Consider the following 19,787-nt stretch of genomic DNA (forward strand, 5'->3'; position numbering starts at 1 on the left):
TCGAGGACTCGTCATGACCACGAGACAACCTCGGCGAGCCAGCTCCTACCTCGCCGCATTCGCAATCCTCGCCGAACCTGCCCGGCCGCAGGAAACGCCCCAACCCCGCAGGGCTGAGTTCGACACGTTGCACGAGGCGCTGACGTGGCTGCACGACTGTGTACGCGACGACACGTTGGCGTCGGGAACAGCCCTGGCCGCGGCAGCGGTCTACGCCCGATCTGCCAGCGGAGAAGAATTCGCACCGGTACGTCGATTCGGTGTCGGCACCGGCCTTGAGGTCGCCGACACAATCCGGATCGCCATCACGGCCGCTCGCCCCGCCCAACAGCTGACCCGAACCACCCTGACGAGGTCTGCCACCGGTGATCCCGCCTCGGAGGCAGCCCAAGCGCTGGAGCAGGCCCTCGCAAGCGGCATCAGCATCCAGTTCACCGATCCCGCTGAACCCGGCCGAATCCTGACCGTCGGCATGATCGATCGGGAATGGATGACCGTCGAGTACCGGCAAGACCACCCGCGCCGCAACGAACTCCGCGAAATCGGCCGCGTCGGCGTCGCGCACTACGCACGCGTCACCGACATGCTCGGCGACCTTGCTATCGGCGCCCCCTACTGCGGCGACGCGCGGGTCGGACAACATTTGCCCGTGGTGACCGTGCCGGCCGACATCGTGGAAGATCTCTGTGCGTTTCAAGCTCGCCTGGATGCGTTAGCGGCGAAGGCCCGGATATGCGCGTGCGATCATCCGGAGATCCTGGCCGCCACGGCACGCGGAGCTATCAGCGCGGCTGGAGAACTCGAAACCGCCGCGATCAGTACTCGTCTCGCCGACACGACACGCGGTCAACGCAGGAACCGACGCCGCCAGACGGTAAGTGCACGAGATCAACGAAAGGCACGGTTGTGAGTCGAGACCCCGACTCCTGGTACGGGCGTTCGTTCGGGATTTACGGCTCGGTATTGTCTAATACGTGGTCCAGCGCGGAATTCCAGGCGTCGCGGAGGAGTTCACGGTCGGGTTCGCCGATGTTGGCGCCGGAGTCATAGCAGCCGCAGGGCCTCGCGTGGAAGCTCTGCTCGCAGTGATGAACCGCGACATTTCCACAGTTGGTGCAGCCCACCCAACCGGCGTCGAGGGGAGCTAGATCGTCGGAAACGTCGTCGCACTGGTCGGGCTCGCACCTCTGGCCGAGTACACCGGCCGGAATCGCGTCTTCCGGCCACGCTACGGACCGTCCGGGATCCACCGGTTCACTTCCCAACACCAGTACGTCATGCAGCCGTGGCCTATCCGCCAGAGTTCGATACAACCCCAGTTGACTGATCTGCTCGATCCGTGCCCACACCTCCGGAACTCCGACCTCCACGATTAGAGGTGCCTGACCGTCGACCACGAAGTACGCGTGGTCTCCCGGGCCGCTCCTGTGGTACACAGCCTGCCAGCCGATGCCGCGGAAGAACTCGCCGAAGACTGCATCCACTCCGCAGGCATAGGTGACACCGTCGACGAGAACCAGTTCAGGTCCGGACCAGATATCGTCGAGCATCTCGGTCTCGAATGCCGACCGGACACAACCGACGACCCACTCAGCATATTGGTCAATCGACTCCCGAATCGTCTCTTCACTACGGTCTCGACCGACATACACCGGCGGATGATCCTCCAGCAGGGGGCGCAGTTGTCCCGTCGCAGGATCCACAATGTCGTCGGGCCGTATGCCACTGATGTATTCGATCCCGCTGATACGGCTATCCCGTCGCTGCGCCTGGGCATCTAGCCGCAACGCCTCGACCAGTTGATCGAACCATTGCACTCTTTCGTGACCTCGCCGCGGAATTCGCGCAACAAGTCGGGCCTCACCGGTCATTTCCGACACTCCTGCCTCGAACTGATTCTGGTTCGATGTTGCGACCGCAGCCGTCCGGCCTGTTCCACCCAGGTCCGTCGTGGGCCGCACGATAGGTCCACGTGCATTCCCACTCATGCTGGCATCTGATGGTGGCGGGCGAGGACGAACGCGGTGAGTAGCCGACGGGTCGCCGGTAGTGTCAGGATGTTCATGTCTTCGCTGCCCGGGGAGAGTTCCCGCTGCAGCCAGCCAGGCCAGGGCGAGCATCCTTCTCGGCCGATTCGGCCAAACGAAACCGCACACGCCGGCATCGTTCGACACTGAACTGCATCGACCAGTGAAAGAGGCGCCGCTAGTGGACGAGACAGACCCGACCGCTGGGCTCGATCCGGGTGAGAAGCAACGGCTGTTCGAGCTGGGGATGGCGCAGCTGAGGGGCGAAACCCCGGAGCATGGGTGGACGATGTACTACGAGTTCGAAACGCCGCTGGGGGTTCGCCGGTACACGAATGTGCGGATACTTGAAGACGGGCGCGTGCAGGCGCGTGAATACCGAGTGGATATCGACGATCCGGGCACGATCCTTGATCTTGAGATGGATCGCTATCTGCTCGACAACGGTATCGTTGATGAGCTCGAATGGATCACGGCCGAGTAAGTTCCTTATATCGGCTGCTGTTGGTACGGCACGTGGGGTGACCCAACGGCGGTTGTTCTGATCTGTGCAACTGCTAGGGCGTTGAGTCTCCGGAAGATTGGTCCGTGGTCATTTCAATGGTGTTGGCTCGTAGGGTCGGGGCTGTCGACGATTTCGGCGTAATACGCAAGAACGTCATCGTGCACGGTTGACGGCCCCATCTGCCAGTGCATGGGCTCATTGTTGAAGCGAAAGGAAATAACCTCTGATGCCCAGTGCAGTACATCCGGAGCGTCGGTGATCGGAGCATTCGAAAGAATTTTTATGAGCGCCCAGGCGTCGGTGTGTCGACGTAATTCCCAACGGTGCATCGTGCTGAGGGCGTACGCGTGCCATGATGTGGACAGACTGTTGGTCGGCCGCCAATCCCCGATGGTGATACTGCTTGCGGTCAGCTTCGCCCTTGCCCATTCCTTAGCCGCATCTAGAGAGGCTGTCGGATTCCTTACCGCCGCGACAATCCCGACAGCTGAACCGGCTGGGCCACGAAGTACGACAACTGAATTCGCGTCGTTGCTGCCACCGGTAGTCGGCCGGTGTCGCATATACCGGGCTTTGAGATCGGCCATAACCCACCTGCCATTCGGCATCACAGCGGACACTTCCGTCCGTCGGACCAGGCACTTTAGGAGTTGGGGGTTCGATTCCAATCCCGCGATATCCGATACGACCAGCAGCAATCCCACACCCACGTCGGCGCCGGTGGACAGGATGTTAGTCACGGCGGCTGCGCCGTGACGGTTCTGCAACACGTTGTCCGCGTCGTCGATTGCCACGAAGATGGCTGGCTCATCCTGGCCTGGAGCATTGTAATCACGCCTGGCTCTACGTGATTCGATCAACCGACATGCAATCGTCAGGTGGTTTATGGTGGCTTCCAATCCTGTGGCCACGAATCCGTCGTCATACATGCTCTTCCATGTCACATCGAACCCGTTTCGACCGGAAGGGTCGGAAGGGAAGATGAAGAAGCACCCTGACTGTAGCGCCTGGACCATAACTAGACGTAGGAAGCTGGACTTTCCCATCTCGGGGCCACCGATCACCAGTGTCGAGTAAACGGCCCCCGTGTCGGGATTGTTCAATCGCCACTTCAACGGTGCGGGGTCGCCGTCGATGGTCTCGCCGATAATAATAGTTCCATTGGACGGGTCGTAGGTCTGAGCGCCGTCGTAGACCCAAGCCTCATTCGCATGACGTTTCGCTGCACGTGCCGAGCCGATTTGATTCCGAATCGACCTATGCAGATCGGCGTTGCGGCTTCGCCATTCGGTGCCGGGGTTCTCGGCGCGTTCGGCGGTGAGATGTACAGTGGGAGGTCGGCGGACAGGGGGCGCTTCGTCTCCGAACACCCTCAGCACTGCGGCGGATTTCTCCGTCAGCGCATTAAATATTGCCTGACCCTCGCGTACCCGAATCGCATCATGTCGCCACTCGCTTAGCTTTAGTGCAGCGATGCCGCGACTTACTGGGAGGCGAGGCTCGGGCGGAATGTCATGCGAGATTACGTGGCTGCGTAGCGGGTTTGGAGCCTGCGTGGAGTGGAATCTTGCGAGACCGCCCCAGCCGTCCAGAATGACCTGCAGCAAACGAAATCCGGCTGATAGCATGGCACGCATTGCGTCGGTCGGCTCGCCTGCCCGCCACTCTGTCAGCTTCTCGTTATACGGGGGAGCGAAGTATGCTATGAGACTGTGTTCGATGAGGTCCACTGCCGTCTTCGTGATTGGATTGCCGTCAGAGGTATAGAACGTTTTCAAATAGGCATCGAGGCTAGGCCCCTCCTCAGTATCGTCGATATGGTCATCGCTTACCGACATCCCTTCCTCGAAGGTAAGTGGAGCCACGAAGATTTCGTAACCGCTGTCAACGTGATCTTCGTAGATTCGTTGCAGCTTCTCGTGATTTCGAATCCGCTGCCAGGCGTTGCTGCTGCCGTCCTTTCCGAATGCTTTACCGATGTACATGACCTCTTGGCCGGCGAGGTCTGAATCCGCTCCCGACAATAGAGATGCCAACGTCCACGCGTCACCGTGAACGAGCTGATCTCCCACATACATCGAGAAGTAGGCGCTGTCGGCATGCAGCCGGAAATCTCGAAGTTCGCCAAGCATTTCGAAGTCCGAGCCGCAGGTGCATAAGCGAGGGACATCATCTGTGGTGGTGCGCGTGCGGAAGTCGGCGGTGAGGATTTGGTCATCGATGCGGGCCGAGTCTGGGGCAATTCTCGTGGCAGGCCGGCGGGTGATGATATACCAGTTGCTGAACTGTAGTGCCACGCCGAGATCGGCAGAGTCGAAGCGGCGTTGGAAGATATGTTCAACCCGCAGTCTGTAGACGAGTGTGCCGGCCACGCCACCCCTTCTCGATGCGCCAATCCTTCGGGCCTAGCGCCCGACGGAACGACCATAGGCGGAGGTACCGACATCTTCGCCTTCTGCGCGAGCTCCATGTGCTGATCACGACCCAGGGGGCCTGCTTCAAAGCCTGAACTGAGACGGGTGAGCCCGCTGCGGATCGCATCGAACGGGTGGAGTTGATTTCGGGTCCTCGGCACCACCTGCATAAGTGTCGCAAAGACGGTTGCAACGGTTCGCGAGGTGCATCAGCGCACGGCGCGCGGGCGGAGACGACGCAGCATCGGCAGTCGATAGGCGTGCTTCGCGAGGGCGGACCGCCAGCGGTGATCTCGGGCGGCCAACCGCCAGTGGCTGGCTAGCCACAGCGCGATGCCGAAGAAGAGCCAGCCGAGATGGGCCAATGGCGCCTTGTACGGAAACAGGAAGACGGATGCGATGGAGTCGATCACGAGCAGTATGGCGAGGAATCGCGCGAGACCGGGATATAGCGCCCAGGCCAGGAGAAGTACCAGTGCAATGATGACGCTGAGCCCCGTCTGCCCCATGATCGAAGCCCCTTCTCGATGTTGAGCGAGCTTGTGGCTACCGAAATTGTCCGCCGCAGACCGATCGGCATCAAGAGGCGATGGCAGACCGGCACACGACCACGACGAGCTACAGCGATCGACGGCTACGTCGAACTGGCAGCGAACGCTGTCGCCGGAGGAGTTTCCTACGACGCTGGGGATCCGATACGTCGTCATCGGGGGCCGATCCCGCCTCAGTTGACGTGTCGTCGCCACGCGGTGACGGCAGGGTTGAGACGCTGTCGAGCGAGCGCGAGGGCATGGCATCGCCGGTGTTTTGAGGATCCGCCCCCGGCAGGCCGATGACAGGCGTGTCGCTTGGAGGGTGATCGGCAGCGCGGTCGCTGTCGCGGAGCGCGCGTTCTTCGTGTGCGATGCGCCGTCGAAGCTCGGCCGCGAAATCCACGAGACGTTGGTCGATACCGGGGAACCGAGGAGGCGGAGGGCTCAGCGTCGGGGGTGGCGTGCCGGCCGGGGTGAGTGCGGCGTGCTCGGTGAGGAGATTTGCCGCGCCTGCTGCTGAGATGAGTCTGGTGGTGGGTGTGTCATCGGTGAGCGCCAATGTTTCGAGTTGCACCGCGGCGACCGCGATGGCTGCGGCTGTATGTCGGGATGCTGTCTCGCGGGAGACCCACCGTTGAGCGCGGCCAGCCAGCAGGTCGCCGGGATCTCGCGCGTCCAGCAGGCCGGTGCCGAAATCGGTGAAGTCGTCGGTGGTGATCGAACCGATGAGCGCGTTGCTGTTCAGGCCAGTAGCGTCGGCGCGAGCGATCGCGTCGAGCAAGGCAGCGAAATGCCGGGAGCGGGCGGTTTCTTGGTACACCACCACAGGCAGGGCACGGTTCAGCAGGTACCGTCCGCGCTCGTTGGACAGCTGCTTGATGTAGTGCTCATGGTCGAGGCGCAGCCGGTCAAGACGTTGGATGCGCATCCACCGAGTGACGTCGTCTCGACCGTACTCGGGATCGGGAGTGTCTACCGGTGCAGCGGGTCCGGGGTTGCCGGTGAGGCGGCGCCGGAGTTCGTCGGCAAGATCGGCGAGTTCGGTGTCGACGCCGGGATGACGGCTCGGCACGGGTGGACAGCCGGTCACGGGAGCGTCACGCAGGGCCCTGAACCGACCCGGTATCGCCAGCACTTCGCGGCGATTGACGGCCGCAGCGGCGGTATAGAGCGTCGTGTCGCCGGACGCGTCGGCGGTCAACGTGTCGGTCGAGGTGGAGACAGCTGTGGTCGCGGGCGTGAGATGCTGGGCGATCCAGTCGTCGGCGCGAGCACACAGCACTGCTGCGACATCGCGGGCGGTGGCCAGGCTGTCGCCGAGGTCCTCGCCGTTGTTGGTGGTGATGTCGGCGACGAGGGCACGGCTGTCGAGTCGATGGTGATCAGCCAGCGCGATCGTGTCGAGCAGGGTTTGGAATTGGTCGGAGGTTTCGGCGTCGCGATAGAGCACGACGGGGAGCGCCCTGTCGAGCAGGCGACGGCCGCGTGCGTCGGCGAGCAGTCCGGTGATGTGGTCATAGATGCCACGCAGCCGCGCCGGATCGTCGATGCGGGCCTGTTGGAGTCGCATGGTTTCGGTGGCGGTGAGATTGTCGTCCTCGCGGGCGAGGACTTTTGCGAACATTTGTTGTTCGGTGATCGGGTCTTCGGGCTGCTGCTCGCAGGTCGGGTCGAGGGCGTCGACGGCCTGGTAGATGTGGTTGGATTCGGCACCGCGGGTGAGCCCGACGTAGGCCAGGGCACGGCCGAGGGTGGCGTTGATCAACAGGCGACATCGGTCGACAGTGCTGCCCTGGCTGCGATGCACGGTGGACGCGTAGCCGAGCTCGACGTTGGCAGCTACATAGTCCGCCGGGAGACACACACTGCCGCGGTGATCGACACCGAGAACGGTGATCGACCCGTCGCCGTGCACTTTCCGGATGCGCCACAGGTCGCCGTTGTCGATGCCGCTGCCGCGGCGTTTGCCGCCGGTGATCCGCAACCGGTTGTCGTTGAGACGAGTCACCACGACATCGCCGACATGACCGTCAGCGCTGTCGGACAATCTGACCGAGCCGCGCGTGGTGTCGACACGTCCGGACACGGTGTGTGCTGCTTGGGCGGCGAGGTTCAGTGCGGCGACGTCATCGAGGGTGGCGGCGAGCATCAACGAGGATTTCCCGGCGGCGATGTCGGCGAGGTGATCGGCCAGGATGCGCTCCCGCAGCTCGTCGACCATCCCGGAGGTGACCCGTCCGGCATCGCTGTAGAACTTCCAAGCCGCTTCTGCGTCGCCGGCCCGGACCGCCAGTGTGGCTGCGGCCTCGGCGGCGGTCTTGAATCGGACGATCGTCATCAGCGTCGGCGCGCGGGTGTCGGCGGCGACCAGACGCAGTGCGCCACCGGATTCGACGGCCGACAGCTGGTGCGGGTCCCCAACCCACCGCACGACCGCGCCGTGCCGCCGGGCGAGCCGTTGCAGCTGGTCCAGGTCGTGGGTGGCCGCCATCGCGGCTTCGTCCACGAGCAGCATCGCTCCCGGGGTGATTCCGGTTGGCAGCCTGTACTTGGCCAGGGTCAGGATCCGGGCGACGGTGGAGCCGCGCACGCCGATACTGTCGCCCAGTTCGCGGGCCGCGTTCTTCGACGGACCGAGTGCCAGCACCGACCGTCCGCTGGCCTGCCAGGCGCGGGAGACGACCTTCATCGCGGTGGTCTTGCCGCTGCCGGCGGGTCCGATGGCGGCGGTCAACGCCATCCCTGACGTGCAGAGGTGATGCGCGATCGCCTGCTGCGCGGCGTTGAGACGGCGGCGAGCCTGCCGAGGTTGGGATCGTTCGACTTCGGCGATGGCCGCGTCGACCGCGGCGTGGGGCAGGTAGTGCTCGGTAGCGGTGTTGGCCGCGTCCAGAAGGCGGTCCTCGGCGGCGAGGACTTCTTCGCTGGTGTAGCGGATCGCGCCGGTGACGGTGAATTCGCTTTCCCCGTTGCGGCGCGCGATGGCGGCGGGGACCGGGTCCGGGTCGATGGTCAACTGGATGCTGTGTCCGTCGCGGACGGCCTGCACGATTTCCTCGACGGCGGCGCGCTGCGCGGTGTCGCTGTCGAAATCGCACAGACCGACTCGTTCGTCGGCGGCGGAATAGATGTTGGCCTCGGTCCAGGTCGCCCGGCGTCGCGCGACCGTGGCCGCGACTTCTTCGGCGATTCGTTTCGGGTCGTATGTAGTGCGCTGGGTGGCGGTGAATGCCTCGTCGATGTCGGCCAGCAACTCGTCATCGTCGCGTGACAGCAGCAGTGTCCGAACCTGCGCGATGGCTGGGGTGCGGTCGCTGATGTGCAGGCCGGTGCATTCGTCCACGGCGTGCTCGATGGCGGCGCTGAGGCGTGTGTCGTCGGATCGCAGAACTTCGGATGCGCCGCCGATGGCCACGCCCGCGGCGATGGCGACTCGCCGGGCGTCGAACGTGGCCGGATGGTTGTCGAGCCGGTGTTGTTCGAGGAGATCGGTGACGAACCGTCGTGCGTCGCGGCCGTCGCCGAGGAAACCGCGAACTCGGCGATCCCAGCCGGCCAGCATGTCGCGCAGGCTGTGCGGTTCGGCTTTGGCGTCCCGGGTTTCCAGCGTCGCCTGTTGCGCCAATTTGGCTTGAGCGCGCTTGTCGGGATTGTGGCCGTGTGCTCGCCGGTACGCGGCGAGGAGTTGTTCGGTGCGGACGATGATCGCTGTGCGGCGCCTCGAGAAGTACTCGATCATCGCATCGGAAATGCCGACGATCTCGAGCACCGGTTGCTTGCCGCGGCCCCGAGAGCGTTCCTCGAACCGCAACCCGAGACGTCGGCGCAGCTTGCCGACGATCATCGCGTTGTAGCGACACGACAGCGCCACCGCGCCGCCGTAGAGAGGGCGAGCGTCGAGCGAGGACCATTTGCCGTCGCTGCCTTCAACTTTGGCCGATATCGTGGCGTGCGTGTGCGGTAAAGGGTCACCCGTGCGCGAGTCGTAGTGACGGAACAACGCGACGGCGAACCCGTTCGCGTCGATCTGCCGAACACCGTTGTGGCCGCGGCGGGCGACCGCGTACCGGTGCTCGGCCCACTCCAGGGTTTCGCGCATCGCTTCCTCGTGGCATTCCCAGATGACGCGGCGCACCTCGTCGTCGGCCAAACCCCACAGGACCGCGATCGATTTCTGTGGGGTGAAGACACAGTCGAAGCCGGCGACGGCCTTACGCGACTTCTCTTGCTCCTGGGCGAGTGCATCCTCGATGGCCTCGGTCGACGGCTCGGCACCGAGTTCGGCTGCCAAGTGTGTGCGGGTGGCCTCGGTGCGCAGCATCATCCGCTCGTCGTAGGTCGGTCGCCGCGTGTTCTTCTCGGTGAACGCGACCACCATCCGATCCAGCAATTCCGATATCGGCGTTGAAGTGGAGAATTGATAGAAATTAGCACCCAAACTAGCGGCGGCGATCGCCTCGGCGATAGTCTTTCCTTCGGCCAAGGCTTCGGTGATGATACGGTTCGCGTCCGGGTGCATTCCCTCGCCGAACAACAATTGCATCTGCTGTTCGGTCACCTCGCCCGATAAACCGAGCGCGGCGGCTCCGCGCCCGAACCACTGACCCGGTGGGCACCCGTGCGCGGTGTAGTAATCGGTGAGGTCACGGGTGCGATCCCGAAGACGGTCGCCCGTGGCGACCTGCTGGGTCAAGTACTCGTAGCCGTCACCGGAATGCAGCCGGTGAAGTGTCATCACCTATTCGAAAGTCCCCCAAGTCGCATCGCGATGCAAGGGGTGTGACGTGGTGAAAAAGTAAGCCCATATGGGCTGTAATGGGCTGTAATGGCGCAAGTAAGAATGGTGTGCAGAAGGGGGTGGTGGCAGAGCTACATTGAAATTCTGAAGAAACAGAATGAGAGAACGGCCACGCCCGGCCGGACCCGAAACCGGGGCGACCGGCGGGGCGAGAACACCGGGAAGCGGAGGACGACATGGACAGCCAGCAGCCACGCAAGCGTTCGACGTCAGGACGGACGATCGCGCGCCGCATCGCCGCACAGGCAGTGCGGCACCAGCTCGAGATCGCCAAGGCCAACGGCGACGACCTGTACCTGTTCCGCCGCCACCGCGACGCCCAGAGGCTGGCAGCCCAGCGCCGCGACGCGGCTATCGCCTCCGCGATGACTCGATGCGAGACAGCTGTGGCGAAAGCGAAAGACACCTACGAGAAGGTGGTGGCCGCCGGGCTGCCGGAGCAGAGCGACGCGCTGCGTCGGATGCAACAACGAGGCGTCATCGACGCCGACCTCGGCATCTGGGCCGAGATGCCGGTCGGTGAACTGCGCAAGCTGCTCGGCAGCACCCGAAACGCAGCGTCCACCGGCAAGTCGAGGCGAGCGCGTCCAAGCCCGGCGCGCGATGACGACCGGAAGTCGCGGGTCGCGGCGAGAGACGACGCGGCGGGACTATCGGAGCTCGGAGGGAAGCAACCGCTGCAGGACCGAAGCGCGGACGATCCGCGCGGCGAGGCGCGAACGCCACGCGCCGTACTTGACGGCGAAGACGAAGTGCCCGGCCAGCCACAGAACGATGCCAGCCAGCAGCCAGCCGACATGCGCGGCGGGCGCCCGGTCGGGAAACAGGATCAACGTGAGGACGGAGTCGAATATCAGCAGGATTCCGGCGAGCCTGGCGAGGGTGGGAAATAGGGGCCAGAAGATCAGGAACCCTGCAACGGCGATGGCAGCCAACCAGATCAGTGCCACGGCTGAGCCTTTCTCTTGCGCGGCCGGGGCCGACGGGAATGTGAGGGATCGCGAGTGTCGCTGTGGGTCCGGCGTGGACTGCCAGGGCCGTGTCGGCGGGTCACCGCGCACCTACGGGATAGGCGGGAGAGTCAAGTGCCGACACGGTCTGGCAATCCGCGCCGGGCGCGGCGGTTGACCGCCGTCAGATGCCGTGCTGCTCGCCGGAGGTGGCGATGTCGCCCGCGTTGCCGGGCGAGGGTTGCGTATTCGGCAGGCTCCAGCCGTAGGAGCTGCCGGGATGGGGTGCGACGCGCGACATTCCGGTGGTGGCAAGTCGCTCGCGGCGCACGTCGTTGAGCTGTTCGGACTCGCGATCGAGACAGTCGTCCACGATCACGGTCAGATCGTGGACGACTACTTCGAGAGCGCGACAGCGGTCCGAGAGTTCGGCGACCAGAGCACGTAGCCGAGAATTCTCGGCCTCCAGGTCAACTCGTAGGAGTGGCTCGGACATGACGCACGCATCCGTCGGTGCACCCGACTCAGTCGGGCAGCGGGGTTACCGGACGACGGTGATAGTGCTCGAATTGCGCCCGCCGGAAATCGGCGGCAGCGACACGGACACCACGATCAGCCAACCCCGCGACATAGCGGTCGAGACGGCCCTGGGCTGCAGCGTGATCGTGAGCCAAGACGCTGCGGGCGATCTTTTCCATCAGCTGATGCGCGCGCTGGTCGATCGTCGGATAGCGGGTGGCCCAGGAGCCCTCCATGCGTTCCCACTGGTCCGGGTCGTAGGTGAGGTCACCGACCCACCCATCGATGTGCGCGGTCGCAGTCACAACAGTCATCGTCTTGCCTTTCAGGACGAGGGAATGGAAACAACGCATGTCCCGGTCCCGCCGTACGGGACCGGGACATGCGATGGGAGATGAGTGTCAGAACGGCGGCTTGTCGTCGTCGCTCTCAGGGGCCGACTGCTCGCCCGCGCCGACCGAGACCGGGGTCTCGTCGGCGGCAGCGCCCCACGGATCCTCGATCGGCTCGCCGATCACGGTGGCGGCGCGCGACGCCTTGGTGACCACCGCGGTCGCGTACTGCAACGATGGTCCGAGGACATCGACGGTCATCTCCATGACGGTGCGCTTCTCGCCCGTGTCCTTTACGGTGTAGCTGGACTGCTTCAAACGTCCGTAGCCGATGACGGTCATGCCGCGGCTGACGCTGTCGGAGATGTGCTCTGCCAGCGCACCCCACGCGGTGCAGCGCATGAACACCGCGGGCAGGTCCTTGTACCGTTCGGCGTCCTTGTCGTAGTAGCGGTCATTGCACGCGACAGTGAAGTGAACGCCGGCTTCGCCATTTTTGCTGAAGAACAGTTCGGGGTCGGCGGTCAGGTTGCCGATGATAGTGGGAGTAATTGCTCCGAACATGGTGAGTCTCCTCGGGTGAAGTGAGTGGATAGGACGACCGACCCGCCCCGGCCCTGGCAGCTCGAAAGCGACAAGAGCTGGATCGGTGCCCGGGGGCTGTCGATCTATGGCTCCGCCATCGGGCTGCGGCAAGGGCGTCAAGCCTGGGGCGCTTTTTCCGCAGGCTTGACGCCCTTGCCCCGGCCTGATCCCCTTGGGGTAGATCGACAGCCCCCCCGGCACCGATCCCGCCTACCGACCGCACCTTCAATGCATCGACGCGACAATGCCGCAAGGCTTTCCAGCCAGGTTGGATGCTGGGAATGTCCTGAAGTAGGCACCGGTGAGTGTCGAGTTTGGTTCGGAGCGACGGGCGCTGTTGGTGAAAGACGCTCGTGCCGTGTGATGAGCAGGTCGTCGTACAGGCCGGTCTACGCCGCCAGCGGTAGGGAGCGGCTCGGCGCCGCGGTGCGCTGGTGGGGAGCCGGGCTGGTAGGCCAGCGGTCGATCTCTTCGCCGGTGATGGCCTCGACCAGCGCGGAAATGAGGACTTCCGCGACAGGCGGGGTGACGGCGTTGCCGAGCTGGCGTACGCGCTGGCGCTTGTTGCCGACCACGACGTACTCGGTGCCGAATGCCATCGCCCGTGAAATTTCGTGGGGCTCGAGCATTCTGAACCGGACATCGTTGATGTATTCCTCGCTGAGGACGTCCACGAGGGCGTAGGTGTCGCGGGTGGTCAGCGTGCCCATGGGCTCGGCGACCGGACGCGGGACGCTCTTGCCGAAGTACGGCAACAACATCGACTCCCACAACGCATCCGGCGTGGTCGCCGGGGGAGTAACCAGGCCGTGGTGGTTCCCGGAGGCGGTGACGGTGGCCAGGGCTTCGTTCACGGACCGGGCATCGGAGGATCCGCCGCGCAATTCGGTGACGAACGGCAGGAAGCACACGGCGGTTTCGGCGCGGGTGGTCTGGGTGCGCATCGGGATCGTGGCGGGCACGGCTTCTTTGCCGTCGCGGCCCTCCATCGGCACCAGCAGGGGCGGCACCACGAGGCCGTGATTGGATCCGTCCGCGACAACGGTGGCCATCGGCTCATGCAATCCGACGGTGCGCGCCCTATCCGACCGCAGCAACGCGAGGAACGGGGCCGGAATGGCGATGCCGTCGTTTTCGCGGGTGGTGCGGGCGCTCATCGGCACGGTGACCGGCATCGCCGCGTCGCGCCAGGTCCCGCCTGCGGGAACCATCATCGGCGTGACAGTGGCGTAGCGCTTGAGTCCGACGCGGATGCGCTGCATCGTCTTCTCCGCCAGCGGCCGATCCCGATCACCGATGCGGGTACCTTCCAAGCTCCAGTCGATCGCAGTCGCCGCCGGGGACGCGGGCGGCTCGAGCACGGAGTTCCGGCAGGTCACGTGCGGGCACTGGTAGGTGTACTGCTGCCGGTAGCGGCCCATGTCGATGCCGGGCTGTTTGAACACCTGCAGCGCCTGCACCCACTCGTCGCAAACCTCGCAATACGCCAAAGGCCGCAACCACTTGTCCCAATCTGGTTCCCGCTGCAACGCGGTGTCCCAGTAGGCCAGATAGAGCCGGTCGCGCGACTGTGGGGCGACCGGGGTGCGTGCGGGCTGGGCGTGCATGGAGTTCATCGCGATCAACCGGGTCTTGTAGCCCAGTGCGCGGATTTCCCCGATCCAGCGACTCCATTGGTCCCACCCCCTGACCTCGACAACGTTTTCCACTATTCCGGCGCGGACCCTGCCGCCGCGGTCGATGACACCGCGCAGGTACTGGGGGACCTCTTCCATCAGGGCGCGGGAGCGTTCGGCCTCCTCGTCGCGAGGGAGGTCGAGCAGATCGGTTTGCATGCTGTTGTGGAAGTCGCGGCGTGCTCCGCGCGCGGAGGACCATTGCGGGCACTCCGGGGACGCCCACAGGAGATCGGCGACCGGCCAGCGGTGCACCGGCGCGGTGCGGATGTCACCGAGATAATGATCGGTAGCTGGAAAATTTCTGGAATGCGACTCGATTGCCAGTTCCCAATGATTCGCGGCGCGAGTGACCTGAACGCCGGGAACAGCGTGCGCGCCTTGACTGGAGCCACCGGCGCCACAGAACCAATCCATCAATTCGAGCATGGGGATCACAGGTCCTTTCGGAAGACAACGACGACGGAAGGCGACCCGCGCCGCATAGGCATCGGAAAGCTGCTGGTGGACCGAAAATCTGATGCCGAGACAATTTCTTCATCCGTCGGCGGATCAGGTCATGCCAATGCCATGGCTTCGATGGCCAGGTCGTCGAGGGTGTCAGCCCGGGTGGGATCGGCGAGTGTTTGGGAAAAGCTGGTAATTGCATTGGCGATCCCCGCTGCATTGAGCTGGCCACCGGCGATAAAATGGCTGAGAATTCCGGTGCGTTCTGCATCGGAGAAACGCATCTGTTTGGCGATGACGGTGATCGTCTTGTCCGGTTCGGTCACCGGAGTCGTCGCGGTGGCATCCAGAAGCGCGATCTGTTCGGCGAGGAATTCAGGCGAGAGCCAATGCTGGACCGTGTCGCGGGTTTTGGCCGTCACGACGGCCAATTGCTTGTCGTAGGTGTCCTGGGACCAGGCGACAGCGCCGGCCTTGAGTCGGCTGCCGAGGTGTACGTCGCGAACGGCCAGCATCGGCAGGGTCAGTCCGTTGCCGCATACCTGGACGTAGAGTTCGGGTTTCAGTACAACCGCGCCATGGCCCGTCTCGGAGTTGGAGAAGCGGAAACCGGCGAACATGACGGGCAGATCCGGATCGCTGGGCGGCAGGGCGTCGTGCGTGGGTTGGCCGGGCGGGGTGGTGACGGCGGTGCGGTCGTGGGCGAGTTGCGATGTGGCGAACGGGTTGCGGTAGTTGGCGAGCAGAGCCGGAGCCAGTTGGGCGACGGCGGGTGAGTAGACCTTGACGTGCATCGCGGAGTCGGTCAGGTCACAGGAGCGGATGGTGACGGGGGTGCCTGCCTGGTTGATGCCGTCGAGAACGGCGGTCCCTGGGGGACGGCAGATATTTGAATCGTGCGCTATTCCCGGCCATCTTGAGGTCTGCTGCGGTGGAGTGGGCTGGCGGGTTCAGCCGTTAAGTGAGCGGGCGGCCAGGTAGGCGGCCCAGCTGTCCTGGGCGTAGCGAGCCCAGGCGGTGGCGGTGTTCGGGTTCAGGCCGAACAGGTCGCTGACCACGATCGGGGGGAGCTGGGTGACGGCTTCGATCATGGCGGTGTTGCGTGCGGCGATGGTGGGCAGACCGTATTGCCGGAGCATCGCGGTCAGCGCCAGTGCCTGGCGGGGATGGTTCGGGATGTGGCCGGGCAGCAGGTAGTGAGTCGACCCGGATGGGTGATCGATCAGCGACCGAGGTCGTTGTGCTGCAAGGGTTTCGATGAGCTGGGCCAGTTTCGGAGGGAGCAGGACAGGGTGGCGATCGATGGTGAGGTAGGCGTTGTTCTCCTCTCGTCGGTATTGGTCGACGGTCAGTTCGACGATGCGTGATACCGGCATGGCGTAGAGACGGATCAAGGTGCCGGCAACTCGGAGCGCAATCGGGAGTTTCTCGTCGGTGAGGCAGCGGTGCAGTTGTCGACGAAGTTCGGTGTCGTCGACGAATTGTGTTGGCTCAGTCCGCTTTCTGATCGGAACTTCCAGTTTGGCGGTGACTCCTCGGGCGACGATCCAGCGGGCGAACGACCGCAGGGCTCGCTGCTTGGTCGGGTTCGCGCTCAGCCAGGTGTCGAGGTGGGCTTGCTCGAGATCGGCCAGCGTCAGGTTCTGCGCATCGAGCCACTGCAGCAACAACATGGCGGCGCGGATATCGGTGCGGTCGCCGGAGGCGGCGTGCTCGGTGTAGGTTCCGCGGTCGGCGCGGCGTCGGGCATCACGCAGGACGTGCCATTCGGCGAAGGGCCGCAGCAGGCGGGTGTGGTGTGCGGGCAGGCCGGTCAGCGTCGTGTCGACCCATAACCGCAGCTGTGCCAGGTTTTCGTTGCGGGCGGGCAGGATTCCGGTGGCCACCAAGTGCGCGCGAACGTAGCGGGTGCCCCGATCCTGGGCGAGTTCGTCGAGACTGTCGTGGGTGATCTCGGTGTGCTGGCGCGCCAGGCGTGCCAGCAGCGTCGCGGAACGGCTGCGCGCGAGCCATGTCAACATCTCGAACGGCCGGTCGGTGCCGGCGAGTACCCGTGCCAGTGGCCGCAGTTGCTCGTTGATGTATCCGTCTGTGCCGCTGAGTAATTCGTTGACGCGGTCACCGACCACGCATGATGCGCAGCTGCCGGTGGTGTGGATGTTTCCGGCCTTGCCGCATCGGGGACACAGGTAGTCCAGGTCGACGCCCGAGCAGGGCCCGCAGAGGCCGTTTCCGGTCGCGTCTGTGCCGATGAGCACGCGCACCGCCCCGCATCCCGTGCAGGGCTTCGGGTTACGCAGGCGCAGGTTGTAGCAGCCGGCGCAGACCGGGCCGATCGGCCAGGCGCTCGTCTTGACCGGCGCGTCTTTTCCGCAGTCGGCGCAGGTGCGGGACGTGCGGGGCCAGCAGGTCGCGCAGTGGAACTCACCGCCGCGGTAGCGGCCTCCGTTGCGTTGGTGGCCGCAGACGACGCAGCGGCCGATGTTGCGGTAGCACTTGGTGCAGGTGTCGGGCCGGTCCGCGGTGGCGCGCGCATGGATCGAGGCGATGTTGCCGCAGATCCCGCATCGTCGTGGCGGGGAGTCGTGGCATCGAGAACACAACGGCCCGTTCATTGTTCGCGCCAGGACCGGCGCGACCCGGCCGCAGCCGGCGCATTCCTCCCGCGGTCGCCCGCAGATCTCGCACAAGTATGTGCCGTCGTCGCGGCGCTGCCGTGCTGGTCGCCGACGTCCGCATTGCACGCACGTCCGCTGGGTGGCGGGATCACGCCGGTAACAGCGCGAGCAGATCCGGCCCTCGGGTCGGCGCGCCACCAGATTGCCGACGCGACCGCACCGGTCACACGGGTGGCGGGTCCGGCGCAGATGGCACTGGTGGCAGCAGCGGCCCGCATCGGTCACCAAGGGCAAGGGGCGGCCCTGGTGACCGCAGGTCACGCATGCCGGCAGCGTGATCAGATGCCCGTGACCGGCGGCATCGAGTAGCCGCATGAGCGTGTCCAGGCAGGCGGGGTGATGTGTCGGCGAGGTGGTGAAGGCGTCCGGATTGGCCGACAGATAGCTCTCGAGCCTGCGCGCCGATCCGGGAGCCCACGCACGAGCCTGCTGCAACAACGCCGTCGCCGCATCGGCGGTGACCGCCGGGCCGAGGAGACTGCGCAGCCGTGCGACCAGAGCGGCTCTGGTCTGGGCCAGTTCACGGTGAGCACGCTCCCCTCGGCGCTTCACTGCCTACCCGGCCGTTTCACCACCGACCGGCGCGGCGTGATCGGCGCCGGGTCCGATTGTGCACCAACAGGTTTAGAGATCTGCTGACTGACCACCGCAGGTTCGATCAGATCATTGGGGGTGCAGTCGAGGATGTCACACAACGCGACCAGGGTGTCCATGCTCAACCGTTGCGGCGGCGCAGTGACCAGCCGATACACCTGCTCACGCGAGAGCACCACCCCCCGTTCGGCCAGCAGCGGCACCAGATCGGTGGTCGCAAACATCTGCCGGTCGGCCATCAGATCCCGCAGCCGCCACCGATACCCCATCTTCCGCATCATCGCCCACCATCCCAATCCTCGCCGAGACGATCCCGTAATGCCGCCTCCAGCAACGTATTTCGAAATTCGTCGGAGACGCCGGTATAGATCGCGGTCGTCGATGCGTGTGAATGCCCGACCTGTTCTTGGACAAACCGTGCCGGATAACCGAACTCGATCCAATGCGTGACCGCCGAATGCCGCAAGCAGTGCAGATCCAGCCTCGGATCGAGCCCGGCGTCGACGCGGGCAGCGACGAACGCCTCGTTGATCGAGCGCGGCGACAGCCTGCCCACCCGCTCGGTGACCCACAACGCCGGATGACTGCCCGGATGAAACCGCGGCCGCAACTCGGTGATCCACTGCTCGAGGGTGTCGATCACCCAATCCATCTCCGGCACCAGCAGCACCGTGCGCCGCTTGGGTGGAGAACCCTTCGGCGCTTTCCCGAACCGCACCATCACCGACCCGAAATCCTTGAACTGCGGCGCTTTCCGATTCCGGCGCAAATCCACCACATCCAGACGCGAGGTCTCGGTCCGCCGCATCCCGAAGGCGTAGATCGTCTTCAACACCGCCGCATCCCGGGCCGCGCACAACCCGCCCTTGACGCCACGCCCGACGATCCTGCCCGGACGTGCGTCCGCGGCGTCGAACAGCATCTGCACCTCGTCGTAGGTCAACGGCCGCCGCCGCGGATCGCCCTCGTAGTCGAGCTTGTGCGCAATCGAGTTGCCCTCGTGGAAGATCGCCTGCGGAACCTGCCCGAACCGCTCGGCACACACCCCGGCCCATCCATAGCGAGGATCGAGCAGAAACTCCACGAACAGACTGATCGTCACCTCGTAGGACCGCGCCGTCGACACCGCCTTCACCGTCGACCCGCGCAAATGATCGATGAACGCCTCGCCCTCGGCCGGAGTCCACTGCCACGGATACAACCCGGTGAACCGCTCCAACCGCCGAATCGTGCGCACCCGTGACCCGATCGTCGACGACCGTAGAAACCGAGCCGACTGATTCCGTCGCCACCCCTCCAACATCGCCTCGAACATCGCCGGAGCCGGATCGAGATGAACGACGTTGTCGGCCAACACAAGCTGCACCGAACCCGGAGCACCAGTCACCGGACTGTTGTATCAGACGCAACAATGATGCGGCAGGGAAACGAGCCCAGATCAGCAGATCCATCCACACTCGTACACCAGGCGACCAGACCGCCCCCACCCAGCGGATACGGTGATCCACGCCCTCGGCGATATGTTGCATCAAATGCAATTCCGCCCATTTGAGTAGGTCTAGGTTATCGACGATTCCGTAACGGTTCGACAGGCAGGCACGCAGTACGCCGGGCCGGTTCGGGTGCCCGGAAGTGAACAGCCGCAACAGAAATGGCTTGTCATCGGGATCGGGGGCGACGTTACGGCCGAGGGGGCCGTGAAGGAGGCCGTTGATGTTGGTGTCGTAGA

Annotated in this window: 15 protein-coding genes; 3 read left to right on the forward strand and 12 right to left on the reverse strand. The window is 64.6% G+C overall.

Annotated features, from left to right (window positions below):
- Positions 1–13: 13 nt before the first annotated feature.
- Positions 14–910, forward strand: coding sequence for a hypothetical protein (locus tag OG203_RS35280; RefSeq protein WP_405161534.1), 897 nt, complete (start codon positions 14–16; stop codon positions 908–910).
- Positions 911–950: 40 nt separating this feature from the next.
- Here OG203_RS35280 and OG203_RS35285 read toward each other — a convergent pair whose 3' ends face one another.
- A complete protein-coding gene (locus OG203_RS35285) occupies positions 951–1,871 on the reverse strand; it encodes a hypothetical protein (RefSeq protein ID WP_405161535.1) in 921 nt (306 codons plus the stop codon).
- 337 nt (positions 1,872–2,208) lie between these two features.
- Here OG203_RS35285 and OG203_RS35290 point away from each other — a divergent pair, with 337 nt between their 5' ends.
- Positions 2,209–2,511, forward strand: a complete 303-nt coding sequence (locus tag OG203_RS35290) for a hypothetical protein (protein WP_405161536.1) — start codon at positions 2,209–2,211, stop codon at positions 2,509–2,511.
- A 113-nt stretch (positions 2,512–2,624) separates the two neighbouring features.
- Here OG203_RS35290 and OG203_RS35295 read toward each other — a convergent pair whose 3' ends face one another.
- The 3 genes from OG203_RS35295 to mobF all read right to left on the reverse strand — a co-directional run bounded on the left by OG203_RS35295 (position 2,625) and on the right by mobF (position 10,214).
- Positions 2,625–4,904 carry a hypothetical protein gene (locus OG203_RS35295; protein ID WP_405161537.1) on the reverse strand — a complete coding sequence of 760 codons (2,280 nt, stop codon included), beginning with the start codon at positions 4,902–4,904 and terminating at the stop codon, positions 2,625–2,627.
- A gap of 251 nt (positions 4,905–5,155) precedes the next feature.
- Positions 5,156–5,455, reverse strand: coding sequence for a hypothetical protein (locus OG203_RS35300; protein ID WP_405161538.1), 300 nt, complete (start codon positions 5,453–5,455; stop codon positions 5,156–5,158).
- A 109-nt stretch (positions 5,456–5,564) separates the two neighbouring features.
- The gene (gene mobF, locus OG203_RS35305) at positions 5,565–10,214 is read right to left on the reverse strand and encodes a MobF family relaxase (protein WP_405168110.1); all 4,650 of its coding nucleotides are present in this window, start codon (positions 10,212–10,214) and stop codon (positions 5,565–5,567) included.
- 239 nt (positions 10,215–10,453) lie between these two features.
- Here mobF and OG203_RS35310 point away from each other — a divergent pair, with 239 nt between their 5' ends.
- Entirely contained in the window at positions 10,454–11,170 is a 717-nt protein-coding gene (locus OG203_RS35310; RefSeq protein ID WP_405161539.1) for a hypothetical protein, read from the forward strand.
- A 241-nt stretch (positions 11,171–11,411) separates the two neighbouring features.
- Here OG203_RS35310 and OG203_RS35315 read toward each other — a convergent pair whose 3' ends face one another.
- From OG203_RS35315 to OG203_RS35350, 8 genes are all read right to left on the reverse strand, one after another.
- The gene (locus OG203_RS35315; RefSeq protein ID WP_405161540.1) at positions 11,412–11,723 is read right to left on the reverse strand and encodes a hypothetical protein; all 312 of its coding nucleotides are present in this window, start codon (positions 11,721–11,723) and stop codon (positions 11,412–11,414) included.
- 28 nt (positions 11,724–11,751) lie between these two features.
- Positions 11,752–12,060: a hypothetical protein gene (locus OG203_RS35320; protein WP_405161541.1), complete on the reverse strand. Its 309-nt coding sequence runs from the start codon at positions 12,058–12,060 to the stop codon at positions 11,752–11,754.
- An 87-nt stretch (positions 12,061–12,147) separates the two neighbouring features.
- On the reverse strand, positions 12,148–12,642 hold the full coding sequence (gene ssb, locus OG203_RS35325) for a single-stranded DNA-binding protein (RefSeq protein WP_405161542.1): 495 nt from the start codon (positions 12,640–12,642) through the stop codon (positions 12,148–12,150).
- 410 nt (positions 12,643–13,052) lie between these two features.
- Positions 13,053–14,768 (reverse strand): DNA cytosine methyltransferase, encoded by a 1,716-nt coding sequence (locus OG203_RS35330; protein WP_405161543.1) that lies wholly within the window; start codon positions 14,766–14,768, stop codon positions 13,053–13,055.
- A 128-nt stretch (positions 14,769–14,896) separates the two neighbouring features.
- Positions 14,897–15,580 carry a hypothetical protein gene (locus OG203_RS35335; protein ID WP_405161544.1) on the reverse strand — a complete coding sequence of 228 codons (684 nt, stop codon included), beginning with the start codon at positions 15,578–15,580 and terminating at the stop codon, positions 14,897–14,899.
- Positions 15,581–15,736: 156 nt separating this feature from the next.
- A complete protein-coding gene (locus OG203_RS35340) occupies positions 15,737–18,016 on the reverse strand; it encodes an XRE family transcriptional regulator (protein WP_405161545.1) in 2,280 nt (759 codons plus the stop codon).
- Positions 18,013–18,339 (reverse strand): helix-turn-helix domain-containing protein, encoded by a 327-nt coding sequence (locus OG203_RS35345; protein ID WP_405161546.1) that lies wholly within the window; start codon positions 18,337–18,339, stop codon positions 18,013–18,015. The genes OG203_RS35340 and OG203_RS35345 overlap by 4 nt, the downstream gene beginning before the upstream one ends.
- Entirely contained in the window at positions 18,336–19,415 is a 1,080-nt protein-coding gene (locus OG203_RS35350; RefSeq protein ID WP_405167826.1) for a tyrosine-type recombinase/integrase, read from the reverse strand. Before OG203_RS35350 ends, OG203_RS35345 begins: the two co-directional genes overlap by 4 nt.
- Positions 19,416–19,787: the final 372 nt, after the last annotated feature.

The organism is Nocardia sp. NBC_01499 (assembly GCF_045040275.1).
GTDB lineage: Bacteria > Actinomycetota > Actinomycetes > Mycobacteriales > Mycobacteriaceae > Nocardia.